General features: G+C 67.8%; 17 protein-coding genes. 9 read left to right on the forward strand and 8 right to left on the reverse strand.

All coding sequences use genetic code 11. The features are described from left to right. Position 1 precedes the first annotated feature (1 nt). The 3 genes from BLV15_RS03165 to BLV15_RS03175 form a co-directional block, all read right to left on the reverse strand. Positions 2–523, reverse strand: coding sequence for a sigma-70 family RNA polymerase sigma factor (locus BLV15_RS03165; RefSeq protein WP_090224551.1), 522 nt, complete (start codon positions 521–523; stop codon positions 2–4). A gap of 76 nt (positions 524–599) precedes the next feature. After that, positions 600–830: a DUF1161 domain-containing protein gene (locus tag BLV15_RS03170; protein ID WP_090224553.1), complete on the reverse strand. Its 231-nt coding sequence runs from the start codon at positions 828–830 to the stop codon at positions 600–602. A 40-nt stretch (positions 831–870) separates the two neighbouring features. Then, positions 871–1,929, reverse strand: coding sequence for an aminopeptidase (locus BLV15_RS03175; RefSeq protein ID WP_090224554.1), 1,059 nt, complete (start codon positions 1,927–1,929; stop codon positions 871–873). A gap of 74 nt (positions 1,930–2,003) precedes the next feature. On the opposite strand from BLV15_RS03175, the gene BLV15_RS03180 reads away from it, so the two are divergent. From BLV15_RS03180 to BLV15_RS03195, 4 genes are all read left to right on the forward strand, one after another. After that, complete coding sequence (locus BLV15_RS03180; protein ID WP_090224556.1) at positions 2,004–2,414, forward strand: PA0061/PA0062 family lipoprotein; 411 nt, start codon at positions 2,004–2,006, stop codon at positions 2,412–2,414. 35 nt (positions 2,415–2,449) lie between these two features. Then, the gene (locus BLV15_RS03185) at positions 2,450–2,866 is read left to right on the forward strand and encodes a PA0061/PA0062 family lipoprotein (RefSeq protein WP_090224558.1); all 417 of its coding nucleotides are present in this window, start codon (positions 2,450–2,452) and stop codon (positions 2,864–2,866) included. 84 nt (positions 2,867–2,950) lie between these two features. Beyond that, complete coding sequence (locus BLV15_RS03190) at positions 2,951–4,321, forward strand: cation:proton antiporter (RefSeq protein WP_090224559.1); 1,371 nt, start codon at positions 2,951–2,953, stop codon at positions 4,319–4,321. A gap of 97 nt (positions 4,322–4,418) precedes the next feature. Next, entirely contained in the window at positions 4,419–5,420 is a 1,002-nt protein-coding gene (locus tag BLV15_RS03195) for an LLM class flavin-dependent oxidoreductase (protein ID WP_090224561.1), read from the forward strand. Between the two features lie 207 nt (positions 5,421–5,627). Here the strand turns inward: BLV15_RS03195 and BLV15_RS03200 are convergent, their stop codons facing one another. The 4 genes from BLV15_RS03200 to BLV15_RS03215 form a co-directional block, all read right to left on the reverse strand. Next, positions 5,628–5,852, reverse strand: coding sequence for a DUF1161 domain-containing protein (locus tag BLV15_RS03200; protein WP_090224563.1), 225 nt, complete (start codon positions 5,850–5,852; stop codon positions 5,628–5,630). Between the two features lie 49 nt (positions 5,853–5,901). Beyond that, positions 5,902–6,117: a dodecin gene (locus BLV15_RS03205; protein ID WP_090224565.1), complete on the reverse strand. Its 216-nt coding sequence runs from the start codon at positions 6,115–6,117 to the stop codon at positions 5,902–5,904. Between the two features lie 123 nt (positions 6,118–6,240). Further along, positions 6,241–6,459, reverse strand: coding sequence for a KTSC domain-containing protein (locus BLV15_RS03210; protein ID WP_090224566.1), 219 nt, complete (start codon positions 6,457–6,459; stop codon positions 6,241–6,243). Between the two features lie 3 nt (positions 6,460–6,462). Beyond that, a complete protein-coding gene (locus tag BLV15_RS03215) occupies positions 6,463–8,250 on the reverse strand; it encodes an ABC transporter ATP-binding protein (protein ID WP_090224568.1) in 1,788 nt (595 codons plus the stop codon). 297 nt (positions 8,251–8,547) lie between these two features. Between BLV15_RS03215 and BLV15_RS03220 the strand changes: the two genes are divergently transcribed. From BLV15_RS03220 to BLV15_RS03230, 3 genes are all read left to right on the forward strand, one after another. Further along, a complete protein-coding gene (locus tag BLV15_RS03220; RefSeq protein ID WP_090224569.1) occupies positions 8,548–9,066 on the forward strand; it encodes a sigma-70 family RNA polymerase sigma factor in 519 nt (172 codons plus the stop codon). Then, positions 9,063–10,028: a FecR domain-containing protein gene (locus BLV15_RS03225; RefSeq protein ID WP_090224572.1), complete on the forward strand. Its 966-nt coding sequence runs from the start codon at positions 9,063–9,065 to the stop codon at positions 10,026–10,028. Before BLV15_RS03220 ends, BLV15_RS03225 begins: the two co-directional genes overlap by 4 nt. A 126-nt stretch (positions 10,029–10,154) precedes the next feature. After that, on the forward strand, positions 10,155–12,569 hold the full coding sequence (locus BLV15_RS03230; protein ID WP_090224573.1) for a TonB-dependent siderophore receptor: 2,415 nt from the start codon (positions 10,155–10,157) through the stop codon (positions 12,567–12,569). A gap of 180 nt (positions 12,570–12,749) precedes the next feature. Here the strand turns inward: BLV15_RS03230 and BLV15_RS03235 are convergent, their stop codons facing one another. After that, positions 12,750–13,631, reverse strand: a complete 882-nt coding sequence (locus BLV15_RS03235) for a LysR family transcriptional regulator (protein ID WP_090224575.1) — start codon at positions 13,629–13,631, stop codon at positions 12,750–12,752. Positions 13,632–13,766: 135 nt separating this feature from the next. On the opposite strand from BLV15_RS03235, the gene trpB reads away from it, so the two are divergent. Together trpB and trpA are read left to right on the forward strand one after the other, a co-directional pair. Beyond that, a complete protein-coding gene (gene trpB, locus BLV15_RS03240) occupies positions 13,767–14,978 on the forward strand; it encodes a tryptophan synthase subunit beta (protein ID WP_090224577.1) in 1,212 nt (403 codons plus the stop codon). Then, complete coding sequence (trpA, locus tag BLV15_RS03245) at positions 14,975–15,784, forward strand: tryptophan synthase subunit alpha (RefSeq protein WP_090224579.1); 810 nt, start codon at positions 14,975–14,977, stop codon at positions 15,782–15,784. The genes trpB and trpA overlap by 4 nt, the downstream gene beginning before the upstream one ends. The last annotated feature ends 97 nt before the right edge of the window (positions 15,785–15,881 follow it).

The raw sequence follows: 15,881 nt of genomic DNA on the forward strand, positions 1-15,881 counted from the left end.
CCTAGTCGCCCATCAGCAGCAGACACTGGGTCAGGCCGCGTACCACGTACTTGCGCACCGTGTTAGTCGATACGCCCAGGCGCCGGCCGATCTCCACATGGCTGAGACCGTCGAGCTGGGCGAGCAGGAATATCTCGCGGCAGCGCGGGCCGAGGCCGTCGAGCAGGCGGTCGATCTCCAAAAGGGTCTCGATGATCAGCGCGCGCGCTTCCGGCGAGATGTCCAACGGCTCGGGCAGCGCGGCGAGGGCATCGAGGTAGGACTGCTCGAGGGCGCGGCGGCGGAAACCGTCGATCATCAGGCTGCGGGCGATGCTGCTCAGATAGGCGCGCGGCTCGCGCAGATCGAACGCCTGGCGACTGGAAAGCACGCGGACAAAGGTGTCCTGGGCCAGGTCGGCAGCGTTCTCCCCGCAGGGCAGACGCCTGCGCAGCCAATGCCGCAGCCAGTCGTGGTGCTCGCGATAGAGCACCTGCACGGCTTGCTGGGTGGCGATGTCGACGGCCTGATCGGGGGAGCGCAAGGACAGAACCTAAATGATAATTCCTATCATTTATTCTCTTATGAAAACGCCCTCTCTCGCAAGCCGCGCGGCGCCGTCAGTCGTTCTTCTGGTAGATGATCTTCTTGCTGCCACCCTCGCAGCTGCCGACCACCATGTTGGCGTCCTCGACGTCGGCGACCGGTACGATCTCCAGCGTGTAGCTGGTGACATTGGCGGCCTGGATCTTCACCTCGATCTCCTGCTTCAGCTCCTCGCAGGATTTGGGCGCGGCGAGCGCCGTGTGACACAGCAGCGTGGCCATGGCGGCCACTGTCCAGCGCTTCATGTAGGTCTCCCCGGGGCTCGATCAGGCTGTTCTAGCTGGGTTAGAGCAAGGACGCCAGCGCCTGTTCCCGCCCGGCCGCCGGCAACCGGCCGATTTCCGCGGCGCGCCGATAGAACTCGCGCCAGTCGCCATTCGCCCGCTGGAACAGCACGGCGAAGGCCTCCACCCACTGGTCGTAGAGACCGAACGGCAGTAGGCGGGCATTGTTCAGCGGCTGCGCCATCCAGGCGTCGTAGCGCGTGTCACCGCCCCACTGCCCATCACGCAGGGTGCGATATTCGGCACGCAGTCGCTCGAACTCGGTGGCCTTTCCGGCCCCTTTCTGCGCAGCGTCGAGCGGTTCGGCGTAGAGGGCCTGCAGGCGTTCCCGGCTGGTCAGGATCAGCTCGGTGAACTGTCGACGCTGCCGCTCCTGACGGGCATCCGGCGCTGGCAGGCAGCGGGCGATGCGCCACTCGCGAAGGCCCTGTTGCTCGACGAAGCTGGCGAAGGACTCGTTGAACGCGGTGTCGTCGGCCACATAAAGCTGCTGGTGCGCCAGCTCGTGGAAGATCGTCGCGGCGAGGCGGTCGTCGTCCCAGCGCAGCATGCTGCTGAGCAGCGGATCGTCGAACCAGCCGAGGGTCGAGTAGGCCTCGACGCCGCCGACGTAGGTGTCCAGCCCCTCCTCGCTCAGCAGCGCCGCGGCGCCGCGCGCCCGGCCCTGCTGGTAATAGCCGCGATAGGCCACGCAGCCGGCGATGGGGAAGCAGTGCTCCACCGGCGCCAGCGAGTAGCGCGGCGTGGCGAAGACGTTCCACACCACGAACGGCCGCCCGATGTCGGCGTAGACGCGGTAGCTGCGGTTGTCCGGCAGGTGCAGGGCGGCGCTGGCGAAGCGCCGCGCCTGCTGCGCCAGCGCCAGCCGCTGGCGCAGGTGCGGGTCGCGCGCGGGGTCGGCGAGCACCGCGTCGATGGGTTCGCGCTGGCGCAGCACCTGCAGCTGGCCCTGCAGCAACTGCCCGTAATAGCTGGAGCAACCGCTCAACGCGAGGCACAGCAGCAGGGGAACCCAACGCAGGGCGCGGTTGTCGAGTAACGGGATATTTGGCGGCGACATGCCGGCGACCCTATCCCATCGCGGCAGTGCGCTCCAGCGCCGCCGCGCTTCGATCACCCCGACTGGAGACGCCGATGCGTGCCGCCCTTCTCTGCCTGAGCCTGCTGACCCTGCACGGATGCTCGCTGTGGATGCCCAGGCCCGACCCGAACCAGGCCTGGGTCGACCTCGATGCCAAGGGCGTCCCGCCGCTGGCGCTGGAAGTGGACGACAAGCCGCTGGAGGACGATCGCTACTTCCAGGTCGAGCCGGGTAGCCACGCGCTGACGGTGCGTTATCGCTTCGAGGTCAGCGCGGCGAATACCGGCCACGACCAGCCGCTGCAGCGCGACTGCCGGCTGACGCTCAAGTACGACGACTTCGATGCCGGCGGTCGCTATCGCCTGGAGGCGGGCGAATGGGGCTTCCGCCCGTGGGTCAAACTCTACGACCAGCAGAACCAACTGCTCGGCCGTGGCCAGGAACAACGCTGCGGTGGCGTATAGCGGTTATTCTGCGGTCCCCAGACGAGGACTCCACGATGCGTAACCTGGCCGTTTTCCTGATGTTGCCGCTGCTGCACGCCTGCGCGGCGGCGCTTCCGAAACCCGATCCGAACCTCGCCTGGGTCGACGTGCGGGCGGTGCCGGTCGGCGACATCTCGGCCGATCGGCTGGACGGCAAGCGCCTCGACGATGCGCGCTACTTCCAGGTCGGCCCCGGCGCCCACGAGCTGGACGTGCGCTATCAGTACGAGGTCAACCGCGGCGGCGGCGTCGATTCCAGCGGCCCGTCCCAGGTCACCTGCTACCTGCGCGTGCGCTACGACGGTTTCATCCCCGGCCAGCGCTACCGCCTGGAAGCGCGGCCGCTGGTGCTCAAGGCGCAGGGCTGGCTGTATGGCGAAGGGCGCGAGCCGCTGGCGAGCGCCAAGCTGCTGCGCTGCGGCCCCTACTGAAACCCGGCGGAACCTGAACCGCCGCCCGGGCATCGAAAAACCGTGGGCCTACTCCGGGCTCGATGAGCGGGCTACTCGTTTCCCATGAATTTCACCCAATGGATGGCCGTGCTCGGCCTCCTGTTGCTGGCGCTGGCCCTGGCCTCGGCATTCCTGCGCTGGCTGCCGGTCACCACCTCGATCCTCTACCTGGCCTTCGGCGTTGTCATCGGCCAGTTCGGCATCGGCCTCTGGCATGCCGATTTCGACCAGATCTCGGTCTGGCTGGAGCACCTCGCCGAAGTCGCCGTACTGGTCTCGCTGTTCGCCAGCGGGATCAAGCTGCGCCTGCCGTTCCGCGACCCAGCCTGGCTCAGCGCCTACCTGCTGGTCGGCCCGGTGATGCTGCTGTGCATCGGCGGCGTGGCGCTGCTCGGGCATTACGGCTTCGGCCTGAGCTGGGGCGTCGCGGTGCTGATCGGCGCGATCCTCGCCCCCACCGATCCGGTGCTCGCCAGCCTGGTGCAGGTCAACCACGCCAGCGACTGCGACCGCGTGCGTTACGGCCTCACCGGCGAGGCCGGCTTCAACGACGGCGTGGCCTTCCCCTTCGTGGTCTTCGGCCTGCTGCTGATCGAATACGGCGGCGGCTCCTGGGCGTGGGTCGACGACTGGTTCTGGCAGCGCCTGCTGTGGGCGGTGCCGGCCGGGCTGGCGAGCGGTTTCGTGCTCGGCAAACTGGTCGGCCGGCTGGCGATCTACCTGCGCGCGCGGCACGCCGAAACCGGCATCTCGCCCAACGATTTCCTCGCCCTGGCGCTGATCGCGCTGTCCTACGTGATCGCCGAATCCATCGGCGCCTGGGGCTTCCTGGCCACCTTCGCCGCGGGCGTCGGCCTGCGTCACGCGGAGATTTCCTCCAGCGGCTATGCCGCCGAGCCGGCCGAGCACATCACGCGCAAGGTCCTGCCGCGCCTGGCAGGCGAGATCCCGCAGAAGCTCGACGTCGACGGCATGCGCATCGACGAGCCGAAGATCGCCGCCGGCGTGCTGATGAGCGACATCCTCAGCTTCGGCAACCTGCTCGAACGCAGCCTGGAAGTGCTGCTGGTGACCATCCTCGGCGTGGTGCTGACGGCGCACTGGGACTGGCGCGCGGTGCCGCTGGGCCTCGCGCTGTTCGCGGTAATCCGGCCGCTGTCGGTGTGGCTGGTGTTCCCGCGCAGCCTGGTCACCCGGCCGCAGCGGCGCCTGCTCGGCTGGTTCGGCATCCGCGGCATCGGCAGCCTGTACTACCTGTGCTACGCGCTGAACCATCACCTGCAGGAGTCGGCGCGGGTGGACGTCACCGACCTGACGCTGTCGGTGGTCGCGCTGAGCATCCTCGTCCACGGCCTGACCACCCAGCCGTTGCTGAGCCGCTACGAGAAACGCTACGCCGCGCAGATTCCCTGCGCGCAGCCCGACAAGGGCTGACGGCGGACCAGCGCCGCGTCCGTCGGGATTGCGGCGTGCGGGCTTGTCTTCGGCATGCCGCGCCCGCATCTAGCCCTCATACAACGAGGTGAACGACATGTCCCGACTCGCCAATACCCGTATTTCCACCCTCGACCTGGTGCCGATCCGCGACGATGGCAACGCCGCCCAGGCGCTGCGCAATTCGCTGTCGCTGGCGCGCCACGTCGAGAAGCTCGGCTTCACCCGCTTCTGGGTCGCCGAGCACCACAACATGGACGGCATCGCCAGTTCCGCCACCGCCGTGCTGCTCGGCTACCTGGCCGGCGGCACGTCGAGCATCCGCGTCGGTGCCGGCGGGATCATGTTGCCGAACCACGCGCCGCTGGTGATCGCCGAACAGTTCGGCACCCTGGAGGCGCTGTACCCGGGACGCATCGACCTCGGCCTGGGCCGCGCGCCCGGCGCCGACCAGTTCACCGCCCACGCGCTGCGTCGCGACCGCATGGGCAGCGCCGACGATTTCCCGCGCGACGTGGAGGAACTGGAAAGGCTGCTCGGCCCGCGCCAGCCGAACCAGCGCGTGGTGGCGATGCCCGGCGCCGACAGCAACCTGCCGATCTGGCTGCTCGGATCGAGCCTGTTCAGCGCGCAACTGGCGGCCGCCAAGGGCCTGCCCTACGCCTTCGCCTCGCACTTCGCGCCGCGTTACGTGCACGAGGCGATCCGCCTGTACCGGGAGAATTTCCGGCCTTCGGCGGTGCTCGACAAACCCTACGTGATGCTCGGCGTTCCGCTGATCGCCGCGGACGACGACGAGCAGGCCGAATTCCTCGCCACCACCGCATTCCAGCGCATCCTCGCCCTGCTGCGCGGCGAAAGCCTGGTGCTGCGCCCGCCGGTGGAAAGCATGCGCGGTCGCTGGCTGCCGCACGAGCAGGATGCGGTGGGGAATTTCTTCGGCATGGCGGTGATCGGCGGGCCGGAAAAGGTGCGCGCGCGGCTGGAAATCCTCCTCGAACAGACCCAGGCCGACGAGCTGATCTTCACCTGCGACCTCTACGAACACGCCTCGCGGTTGCGCTCCTACGAAATCCTCGGGGAACTGCACGGCGCCTGATATCTCGGTTCGTAGGGTGGGCTTCAGCCCACCGCTATCCGCCCCACCGCCGCCCGCCTGGGTATCGGCGGCGATCATTGGTGGGCTGAAGCCCACCCTACGGTCTGGCGCGGGGCAACCTGCGGCGTGTGTTTCTAACGGAACATCGCCTCCGCGCAAAAAAAACGGCCCGATTCGGGCCGTTTTCGTACCTCGTGCGCGAGGAAATCAGCCTTTGCGATAGACGATTTCCTTGCTGCCAGCTTCACAGCTGCCGACCACCTTGCCATCCGCCGCCGCGCCTTTGTCGACCACCTCGAGGGTGAAGCCCGACGCGCCCTTGGCCTCGATCTTCGCCGCGATTTCCGCCTTCAGTTCCTCACAGGGCTTGCCGGCGGCGAATGCCGAGGAAGCCAGCACGCTCAAGCCCACTGCCATCAGTACTCTTTTCATCTTCGTTCCCTCGTTGGTTTACGACCCTGGTTTCCCCGTCTTCAGCGCCTTAGCTGTGCTCGACACGGAACCCGACTTTGATGGTGACCTGGTAATGCGCGACCGCACCGTTCTCGATGTGGCCACGGGTTTCGACGACTTCGAACCACTCCATCAGCTTGACGCTCTTCGACGCCTCGGCGAGTGCGTTGCTAATGGCATCTTCGATGGTAGTCGTGGATGAGCCAACCAGCTCGACCAGCTTGTAGGTGTGATGATCCGACATGCCTTTCTCCCCTTGGGATGAGTGATTGAAGCGTCGCGGGCTGGCCCGCCTACTTAATCAGGCCGGAGATGCACGGAAAAAGTTCGATGGCATGAACGAGGCGGCGTTTTCCGGCGCGGCGCGCTAGTCGGCGAGTCGCTCGTAGGCGAAGCCGAAGGCCTTGAACTCGCGGTTGAACCAGGTGCCCTTGGACGGCGCGGCGAGCAGCGCCCGATGGACTTCCGGCGGCACCCCGGCGTAGCGATAGCAGGCGCCACTGGCGAACTCGACCTCCAGCTCGGCGCTGTCCTCGCGGTAACCGACGCTGCGCAGGCTGCTCGAGTCCACCGCTTCACGGCGCATGGCTCAGCCGCGGTCCGACTGCTCGTGCTTGAAGCCGGCCGCCTGGATCGTCCACAGCGACTGGAACAGCCCGCCCTGGCGGCGCAGCTCGTCGGGCGGCCCGTCCTCGACGATGACGCCCTTCTGTAGCACGACGATGCGGTCGAAGCTGGCCAGCGTGGACAGCCGGTGGGCCACGGCCACCACGGTGCGGCCCTGCATCAGGTCGGCCAGGGCGGCCTGGATTTCCGCTTCGGAATGGGTGTCCAGGGCCGAGGTCGCCTCGTCGAGGATCAGGATCGGCGAATCCTTGAGGAACGCGCGGGCGATGCCCAGACGTTGGCGCTGTCCGCCGGAGAGCATCACCCCACGCTCGCCCACCAGGGTGTCATAGCCCTGCGGCAGCTCGCGGATGAAGGCGTCGCAGAAGGCATTCTTCGCGGCCATCACCACGTCCTCGTCGGTGGCGTCCGGACGGCCGTAGCGGATGTTCTCGCGGATCGTCCGGTTGAACAGCGCGGCTTCCTGGGGGACTACCGCCAGACGCTCGCGCAGGCTGTCCTGGCTGACTTCGCTGATGTCCTGGCCGTCGATCATCACCCGCCCGGCCTGCGGGTCGTCGAGGCGCTGGATCAGGCTGATCAGGGTCGACTTGCCGGCGCCCGAGGAGCCGACGATGCCGACCTTCTGCCCCGCCGGGATGCTCAGCTCGAAATGCTCGAACACGCGACGACCGTCGGGGTAGCGGAAGGTCACGTCGCGGAACTCGATCTGCCCCTGCGACAGCGCCAGGTTGGCTTCCGGGTCGTCCAGCGCGTGCGGCTGCACGATGATCTTCAGGGTGTCGGCGATGGCGCCGAGCTGCTGCGTGGTGTCGACCAGCGCCAGCGCCAGCTCGCGCGAGCCGTGCAGGATGCGGAAGGTCAGCGTGCTGACCATCACCACGTCGCCGGCGCTGATGTTGCCGGTGCGCCACAGGCTGATCGCCCAGATCAGCATGCCGCCGGCCATCACCGACAGGCAGATGTCGTGGATCACCCGGGCCTTTTCCAGGTACATCCAGCTGCGCCGGTGCGCCAGCGCCTCGACGCCGATCTCCTCGGCCAGGCGGCGGCTTTCGCGTTCGCGGGCGGAGAACGCCTTGATCGTCCAAACGTTGCTGACCACGTCCACCAGCTCGCCGCCGACCCGTGCGGCCTGGGCGGCGAAGCGCTGGTGCTTGGAGCGGCCGAGGATGCCGAACCCGGTGATCAGCGCCGCCACCAGCAGCACGAAGCCGATCAGCGTCACCGCCATGCGCACGTCGACGGTCAGCAGCACCAGCACCGCGCCGGCGAAATCCACGCAGGGCGGCATGATGCGCCAGGCCAGCCCGCCGAAGATGGAGCCCGCCGCGGTGCCGGTGGCGGTGATGCGGTTGCCCAGCGCGCCGGCGAAGTGTTCGCTGAAGTAGCGCATCGGGTGGCCGGTGAGGTAGCGGAACAGGTCGACGCGCACGTCGACGCAACTCGACACCACGGTGCGGCAGCCGAGCCAGCCGCCGGCGCGCCAGAACGCGTTCTCCAGCACGATCAGGCCGATGAACACCGCGAGAGGCGGCCATACCGCGGCGTTGACGCGGTCGTCGGTGGCCATCGCGTCCACCAGCAGCTTCATCCCGTACTGCACCGCCACGCCGCAGCCAGAAGCGCCGACGATGAGCAGGAACATGCCGCCGAAGTGCCAGGGCCGCTGACGCACGTAATGCATCAGGAAGGCCACCGGACGACTCGGCAGTACCGGCGTCGCCAGACGCGGGCTGGGGACGGTCATGGGCGCTGCACTCCAAAAAAGGCTACTGGCGTTCGACGGGCCAGGCCTGCTCCGGTTCAACCCGAATTCGCCGCCAGGGCGCGATGTCGGTTACCCGGCGCCTGATTTGCCGCGACGGGAGAGTGTCGGGTACGCAGGTCGCTCCAGCGGCTCATCCATCCTCCACCGGGTGGCATCGGCCCATCGTCAGCCGAAAGGCATCGTGGCGCGCGCCCTGCACTCGGGAATTCCCAATCACCCCGCCGCACCCGTAGAATTGCGACACGTTCTTATTTGAGATCTTTTCCAGGAGGCGGGATGTCCACGGCATTTCCCGAACCGGCGTCCCATGCGCAGCTCGGTGCGCTCTATCAGGACCACCATGGCTGGCTGCAAGGCTGGTTGCGGCGGCGGCTGGGCGATCGCGAGCGGGCGGCGGATATCGCCCAGGACACCTTCCTGCGCCTGCTGGTGACGCGGCGCCTGCCCGGCGTCGGCGAGGGCCGCAGCTACCTGGCGCAGATCGCGCGCAACCTGGTCATCGACCAGTGGCGGCGCCAGCGCATCGAACAGGCCTACTTGGAAAGCCTGGCAGCGCTGCCGGAGCCCGAAACACCCTGTCTGGAAACCCGCGCCATCGTCATCGAGACCCTGCTGCGCATCGACACCATGCTCGACGGCATGCCGCCCAGGGTTCGCGAGGCCTTCCTGCTCTCGCAGTTCGAGGGGCTGACCTATCCGCAGATCGCCGAGCGCCTGCAGGTCAGCGTCAGCTCGGTGCAGAAGTACATGATCCGCGCGATCCAGGCCTGCTATCAGGTGCTCTACGCCGAATGAAACCCGCCACCGATCCTCCCATCGCCCCCGCCATCGTCGAGCAGGCCAGCCACTGGCTGATGGTGCATTGGGGCGGCGAACTGGATGGCGCCACGCAGCGCCGTTTCGCCGCCTGGCAGGCCGCCGACCCCGAACACCAGCGCGCCTGGCAGCGCCTGCAGCGGCTACAGGGCACCCTGGCCGGCGTGCCCGCAGAGATGGCCTGCACGGTGCTGCGCGAGATGCCCGACGCGCGGCGCCGGCAAACCCTGAAGCTGCTCGGCGTGCTGCTGGTGGCCGGCGGCAGCGGCTATTTCGCCCAGGCGCAGCTGCCGTGGCGCGAGACGCTGGCCGATCTGCGCAGCGGAACCGGCGAACGCCTGCATCGCGAGCTCTCCGACGGCAGCCGCCTGGACCTGAACAGCGGCAGCGCGGTGGACATCCTGTTCAGCGCGCGCGAGCGACGCATCCGCCTGCTGGCCGGCGAGATCCTCCTCAGCAGCGGCCACGAGGCCATCGCGCCGTATCGCCCGCTGATCGTGGAAACCCCCAGCGGCGACGTGCAGGCGCTGGGCACGCGCTTCTCGGTGCAGGAAGTCGGCGGCGGCACGCGCGTCGGCCTCTACCAGGGCGAACTGGAAATCCGCCCACGCCACGCGGCGGCGCTACGCCTGCAGGCTGGCCAGGCGCTGTGGTTCAGCGCCGACGGAGCGGGCGCGGTGCAAGCCGCGGACCGCAACGCCATCGCCTGGAGCGAAGGCCGGCTGGTTGCCGAACGGATGCCGCTGGGCCGGTTCATCGCCGAACTCTCGCGTCACCGCCCCGGCGTGCTGCGCTGCGATCCGCAGGTGGCCGATCTGCCGCTGACCGGCGTGTTCCCCCTGGCCGACACCGAGCGCGTGCTCGCTGCGCTGCAACGGTCCCTGCCCGTGGAGGTGCACAGCCTGACGCGCTACTGGGTCACCGTCCGCGCCCGCGCCTGAGACGGACGACGGAGGTTGGCGCGGCGGCCAGCCACAAAAATCGTCCCGCCGATTGACGCTTTTCCCGGCTCGTTCGGGATACCTCTTGAATTCAATCAAGAAGCATTCTCAAGAGGATCAATAGGAATGCCGCACCGGCCCTTACAACGCTCGCAACTGAGCCGTTCGATCACCCCTGCCCTGTTCGCCAGCCTGCTGGCCGCCACCCCGCTGCTGTCATCGCCGAGCGCCCTGGCGCAATCCGCCGCCAGCGAACAGGCGCGCGGCTACGCCATTCCGGCCGGCAATCTGGACCAGGCGCTCAACCGCTTCGCCAGCGAAGCCGGCATCCTGCTCTCGGTGGACTCGCGCCTGACCGCCGGCAAGAGCAGCCCGGGACTCAGCGGCAGCTACACGGTGAACGACGGCCTCGCCCATTTGCTAGCCGGCACCGGCCTGCGGGCGACCCGCGCGCAGGGCAATTACGCGCTGGAGCTGGCGCCCGAAAGGAGCAGCGCGCTGGAGTTGGACGGGATCAACGTCAGCAGCAGCGGTCTCTCCGACACCACCGAAGGCAGCGGCTCCTACACCACCGGGCAGATGCAGACGGCGACCAAGCTGCCGCTGTCGCTGCGCGAGACGCCGCAATCGGTGACGGTGATCACCCGCCAGCGGATGGACGACGAAGGCATGACCACCATCGAAGACGCGGTGCGCAGCACGCCGGGACTGTTCGTCGACAACTCCGGCGGCGTCGCCAGGACGTCCTTCACGTCGCGTGGCTTCGCCGTCAGCACCCTCATGTACGACGGCTTCCCGACCAGTGTCCTGACCTACATGCCCAACGCGACGGCGAACCTCGCGATGTACGACAGGGTCGAGGTCGTGCGCGGAGCGACCGGCCTCACGCAGGGCGCGGGCAATCCCTCCGCAGCGATCAACCTGGTCTACAAGCGCCCCACCCCGGTGTTCCAGGGCACTGTCAGCGCCAGCGCCGGCAGTTGGGACGATTACGGCATCACCGCCGATGTCGGCGGACCGCTGAACGACGCCGGTACCCTGCGGGGACGCGTGGTCACCACCTATCAGGATGCCCAGAACTTCCGTGATGCCGTGGAGGAGGACCACAACCTGTTCTATGCCACGGGCGAGGCGGACCTGAGCGCGAACACCACGCTGACCCTGCGCGCCTATCGGCAGAAGAATCACACCAACTTCTTCTGGGGCGGCCTGCCCCTGGCCGCCGACGGCGGCCACCTGGACGTCCCGCGCGACACCTTCCTCGGTAACGACTGGGAGTACCTGGACGACCGCACCGTCGGCGTGTCCGGCAACCTAGAACACCGCTTCGACAACGGCTGGACGCTGCGCGTGGCGGCCCTGCATGCGGATACGGACGACGACGCGCTGGCCAGCTCGATCTGGAACTCGCGGCGCTATCTGTGGGCGCAGACCATGGAGCAGGAAGAAAACGGTCTGGACGTGTTCGCCAGCGGACCCTTCCAACTGCTGGGGCGCGAGCACGAACTGGTGGTGGGCGCCAGCAAGCGCCGCCTCGAATACACCCTTGGCGACTTCGGCGGCGGTTACCTGCCGGGCACTGTCGACCCCTACAACTGGAATCCCCGCGGCAACCCGAAACCAGCGCTGGCCGTCAGCTCGGCCTCCAGTACCGATGTCACCACCCAGGACAGCACCTACGTGACCACGCGCCTGAGCCTGGCCGACCCGCTCAAACTGATCCTCGGCGGTCGCCTGGACTGGTACGACTACGACGAAGACGATGGCGACGCCGGCGACTACAAGGTGGTGCGCAATGTCACCCGGTATGCCGGGCTGATCTACGAACTGGACCAGCACCACTCCGTGTACGCCAGCTACACGGATATCTTCCAGCCACAGACCGCCAAGGGCATAAACCGGCAGGTGATCGAGCCCATCGTGGGCGAAAACTACGAGATCGGCCTGAAGGGCGAGTATTTCGACGGCGCCCTGAATGCCAGCATCGCGCTGTTCCAGATCGACCAGACCAACCGCGCGGTCGCCCTGGACGACCAGTCGGGATGCCCCACCTACCCCTCGGAATCCTGCTCCGAGGCCTCCGGTCTGGTGCGCAGCAAAGGCATCGAACTCGAAGTGCAAGGAGCGCTCACGCCCAACTGGCAGATGGGCGCCGGCTACACCTTCGTCGATGCCACGTACAAGAAGGATGCCGACCCGACGGTGGAAGGCACGCGCTTCGACACCTATTCGCCCAAGCAGATGTTCAAGCTGTCGACCCTGTACACCTTGCCCGGCGAACTCAACCGCTGGCGCGTCGGTGGCAACGTCTACCAGCAAAGTCGCATCTACAACGAGGCCAAGACCAACGAACAGCGCGCCTATGCCATCGCGGATCTGGTGCTGGGCTACCAGGCCACCCGCCAGCTCGACCTGCAGCTGAACGTCAACAACCTGTTCGACAAGACTTACTACCGCAGCATCGCCACCAGCACCTGGGGCCCGTACGACATCTACGGCGACCCACGAAACTTCAAGCTGACGGCCAGGTACTCGTTCTGAACGCGAAAACGCTCGCCGGATCGGGCCGTTGCACCTCGTAGGGTGCGCTATGCGCACCTTCCGTAGCCCAGGGCGCGCGCGGGTTGCACCCGCCCTACAGGAAACGCACGTCGTAGGGTGGGCTTCAGCCCACCATTGCCAACCCGACTTGGTGGGCTGAAGCCCACCCTACGTTGCCCCCTACAACTCCCCGCGCAACCATTCCGCGAGGCGCTCCGCGCGGCGGTCGTTGCGCCGGGTGGGCACCCAGAGCGCCAACCGCGCTGGCGTTTCGACGAAGCCCCAGGGCGCGGCCAGGCGCCCGGCGGCGAGGTCGTCGGCCACCAGTTGCTGCGGCGCGATGGCTACGCCGAGGCCGGCCACTGCCGCTTCCAGCAGGTAATAGAGATGCTCGAAACCCTGCCCCAGGCGCAATGACTGCTCGTCCAGCCCCTGCGCGCGCGCCCATTCCGGCCAGGCCTGCGGACGCGAGGCCGTGTGCAGCAACGCCTCATCCAGCAAACGCGCCGGAGCAGCCGCCTGCAGGTCGGCGAAGCGCGCATAGCGCGGGCTGAGCACCGGTCCGATGCATTCGCGCGCCAGCTCGTGCACCTGCATGTCCGCCGGCCAGGGTGGCTCGGCGAACAACAGGGTGGCGTCGACGTTGGGGCTGCGCGGGTCCAGCTCGCCCTGGCTGGTGGACAACTGCAGGCGCAGCTCCGGTAGCTCGCGGTTGAGCCGGTCGAGACGCGGAATGAACCAGCGCACCAGCAGGCTGCCCGGACAGCCGAGCACGAACGGCCGGTCCACCGCCGCCTGCCGCAGTTCGGCGCAGACGCCGCGCAGGCGCTCGAAGGCGTCGGAGGCGGCATCGCGCAGACGAACGCCCGCTTCGGTGAGTTTTACGCCGCGCCCTTCACGCACGAACAGCACCAGCTCCAGGTGCTCCTCGAGCGCGCGGATCTGCCGGCTGACCGCCCCATGGGTGACGTGCAGCTCTTCCGCCGCCTGGCTTACGCTCTCCAGGCGGGCGGCCGCCTCGAAGGCGCGCAGGGCATTCAGCGGAGGAAGGTCGCGGCTCATATTCGTGAGTTTTCCTGACAGGTTGAGGCGATCTTATCGCTTTTCATCCTGGCCCACATCGGTAGCATGTGCGTCATCCTCTCCCCCAGCTCCTTTCTCGCAAGCGAGAGAGGGCAGCCAAACAGGAGCTCCCCCATGACCTCATTCCGCAACGGCCCCGATGCCAAAGGCCTGTTCGGTTCGTTCGGCGGGCAGTACGTCGCCGAGACGCTGATGCCGCTGATCCACGACCTCGCCGCCGAATACGAGAAGGCCAAGCAGGACCCGGCCTTCGCCAAGGAGCTGGCCTACTTCCAGCGCGACTACGTGGGCCGGCCGAGCCCGCTGTATTTCGCCGAACGCCTGACCGAGCACTGCGGCGGCGCGAAGATCTACCTCAAGCGCGAGGAGCTGAACCACACCGGCGCGCACAAGATCAACAACTGCATCGGGCAGATCCTCCTGGCCCGGCGCATGGGCAAGAAACGCATCATCGCCGAGACCGGCGCCGGCATGCACGGCGTGGCCACCGCCACCGTGGCCGCGCGTTTCGGCCTGCAGTGCGTGATCTACATGGGCACCACCGACATCGATCGGCAGCAGGCCAACGTGTTCCGCATGAAGCTGCTGGGCGCCGAGGTGATCCCGGTCACCGCCGGCACCGGCACGCTGAAGGACGCGATGAACGAAGCCCTGCGCGACTGGGTGACCAACGTCGACTCCACCTTCTACCTGATCGGCACCGTGGCCGGCCCGCACCCGTACCCGGCGATGGTCCGCGACTTCCAGGCGGTGATCGGCAGCGAAACCCGTGACCAGATGCAGGCCCAGGAAGGCCGCCTGCCGGACTCGCTGGTCGCCTGCATCGGCGGCGGTTCCAACGCCATGGGCCTGTTCCATCCGTTCCTCGACGACCAATCGGTGCAGATCATCGGCGTCGAAGCCGCCGGCCACGGCATCGCGACCGGCCAGCACGCGGCCAGCCTGAACGGCGGCGTGCCCGGCGTGCTGCACGGCAACCGCACCTTCCTGCTGCAGAACGACGACGGCCAGATCATCGACGCGCACTCGATTTCCGCCGGCCTCGACTACCCCGGCATCGGCCCCGAGCACGCCTGGCTGCACGACATCGGGCGCGTCGAGTACACCTCGATCACCGACAAGGAAGCGCTCGCCGCCTTCCACAAATGCTGCCGCCTGGAAGGCATCATCCCGGCCCTGGAAAGCGCCCACGCGCTGGCCGAAGTGTTCAAGCGCGCCCCTGGCCTGCCGAAGGATCACTTGATGGTGGTCAACCTCTCCGGCCGCGGCGACAAGGACATGCAAACCGTCATGCACCACTACGACGAACAGGAAGAACATATATGAGCCGCCTGCAGACGCGCTTCGCCGAGCTGAAGCAACAGAACCGCGCCGCCCTGGTCACCTTCGTCACCGCCGGCGACCCGGACTACGCCACCTCGCTGGCGATCCTCAAGGGCCTGCCCAAGGCCGGCGCCGACGTGATCGAGCTGGGCATGCCCTTCACCGACCCGATGGCCGACGGCCCGGCGATCCAGCTGGCCAACATCCGCGCCCTGGCGGCGAAGCAGGACCTGGCGAAGACGCTGCAGATGGTCCGCGAATTCCGCGTCGAGGACTCGACCACGCCGCTGGTGCTGATGGGCTACTTCAACCCGATCCACAAGATGGGTGTCGAGCGCTTCATCGGCGAGGCGCTGGAAGCCGGCGTCGACGGCCTGATCGTCGTCGACCTGCCGCCGGAACATAACGAAGACCTCTGCGATCCGGCGCAGGCCGCGGGCATCGACTTCATCCGCCTGACCACCCCGACCACCGACGACAAGCGCCTGCCGACCGTGCTCAACGGCAGCTCCGGGTTCGTCTACTACGTCTCGGTGGCCGGCGTCACCGGTGCCGGCTCGGCGACCCTGGAACACGTCGAGCAGGCCGTCGCCCGCCTGCGCCGCCACACCGACCTGCCGATCGCCATCGGCTTCGGCATCCGCACCCCGGACCACGCGGCGACCATCGCGCGCCTGGCCGACGGCGTGGTGGTCGGCTCCGCGTTGATCGACCGGATCGCCCAGGCGGAAACCCCGCAGCAGGCAGTGGACGGCGTGCTCGGCCTCTGCGCGGAGCTGGCGCAAGGCGTGCGCGGCGCGCGCGGGTAAGCTGGGGCTGGAGCTGGGACTGGTGGGCTGAAGCCCACCCTACCTTCACCGAACCCCGTAGGGTGGGCTTCAGCCCACCGCGCCACACCGAACGTCG

Source organism: Pseudomonas kuykendallii (assembly GCF_900106975.1).
GTDB classification, from domain to species: Bacteria; Pseudomonadota; Gammaproteobacteria; order Pseudomonadales; family Pseudomonadaceae; genus Pseudomonas_O; species Pseudomonas_O kuykendallii.

Bases quoted from the DNA above. Each gene is read 5' to 3' on its own strand.
- BLV15_RS03170 (WP_090224553.1), bottom strand. From the start codon at position 830: ATGAAGCGCTGGACAGTGGCCGCCATGGCCACGCTGCTGTGTCACACG.
- BLV15_RS03175 (WP_090224554.1), bottom strand. From the start codon at position 1,929: ATGTCGCCGCCAAATATCCCGTTACTCGACAACCGCGCCCTGCGTTGG.
- BLV15_RS03180 (WP_090224556.1), top strand. From the start codon at position 2,004: ATGCGTGCCGCCCTTCTCTGCCTGAGCCTGCTGACCCTGCACGGATGC.
- BLV15_RS03185 (WP_090224558.1), top strand. From the start codon at position 2,450: ATGCGTAACCTGGCCGTTTTCCTGATGTTGCCGCTGCTGCACGCCTGC.
- BLV15_RS03190 (WP_090224559.1), top strand. From the start codon at position 2,951: ATGAATTTCACCCAATGGATGGCCGTGCTCGGCCTCCTGTTGCTGGCG.
- BLV15_RS03195 (WP_090224561.1), top strand. From the start codon at position 4,419: ATGTCCCGACTCGCCAATACCCGTATTTCCACCCTCGACCTGGTGCCG.
- BLV15_RS03200 (WP_090224563.1), bottom strand. From the start codon at position 5,852: ATGAAAAGAGTACTGATGGCAGTGGGCTTGAGCGTGCTGGCTTCCTCG.
- BLV15_RS03205 (WP_090224565.1), bottom strand. From the start codon at position 6,117: ATGTCGGATCATCACACCTACAAGCTGGTCGAGCTGGTTGGCTCATCC.
- BLV15_RS03210 (WP_090224566.1), bottom strand. From the start codon at position 6,459: ATGCGCCGTGAAGCGGTGGACTCGAGCAGCCTGCGCAGCGTCGGTTAC.
- BLV15_RS03215 (WP_090224568.1), bottom strand. From the start codon at position 8,250: ATGACCGTCCCCAGCCCGCGTCTGGCGACGCCGGTACTGCCGAGTCGT.
- BLV15_RS03220 (WP_090224569.1), top strand. From the start codon at position 8,548: ATGTCCACGGCATTTCCCGAACCGGCGTCCCATGCGCAGCTCGGTGCG.
- BLV15_RS03225 (WP_090224572.1), top strand. From the start codon at position 9,063: ATGAAACCCGCCACCGATCCTCCCATCGCCCCCGCCATCGTCGAGCAG.
- BLV15_RS03230 (WP_090224573.1), top strand. From the start codon at position 10,155: ATGCCGCACCGGCCCTTACAACGCTCGCAACTGAGCCGTTCGATCACC.
- BLV15_RS03235 (WP_090224575.1), bottom strand. From the start codon at position 13,631: ATGAGCCGCGACCTTCCTCCGCTGAATGCCCTGCGCGCCTTCGAGGCG.
- trpB (WP_090224577.1), top strand. From the start codon at position 13,767: ATGACCTCATTCCGCAACGGCCCCGATGCCAAAGGCCTGTTCGGTTCG.
- trpA (WP_090224579.1), top strand. From the start codon at position 14,975: ATGAGCCGCCTGCAGACGCGCTTCGCCGAGCTGAAGCAACAGAACCGC.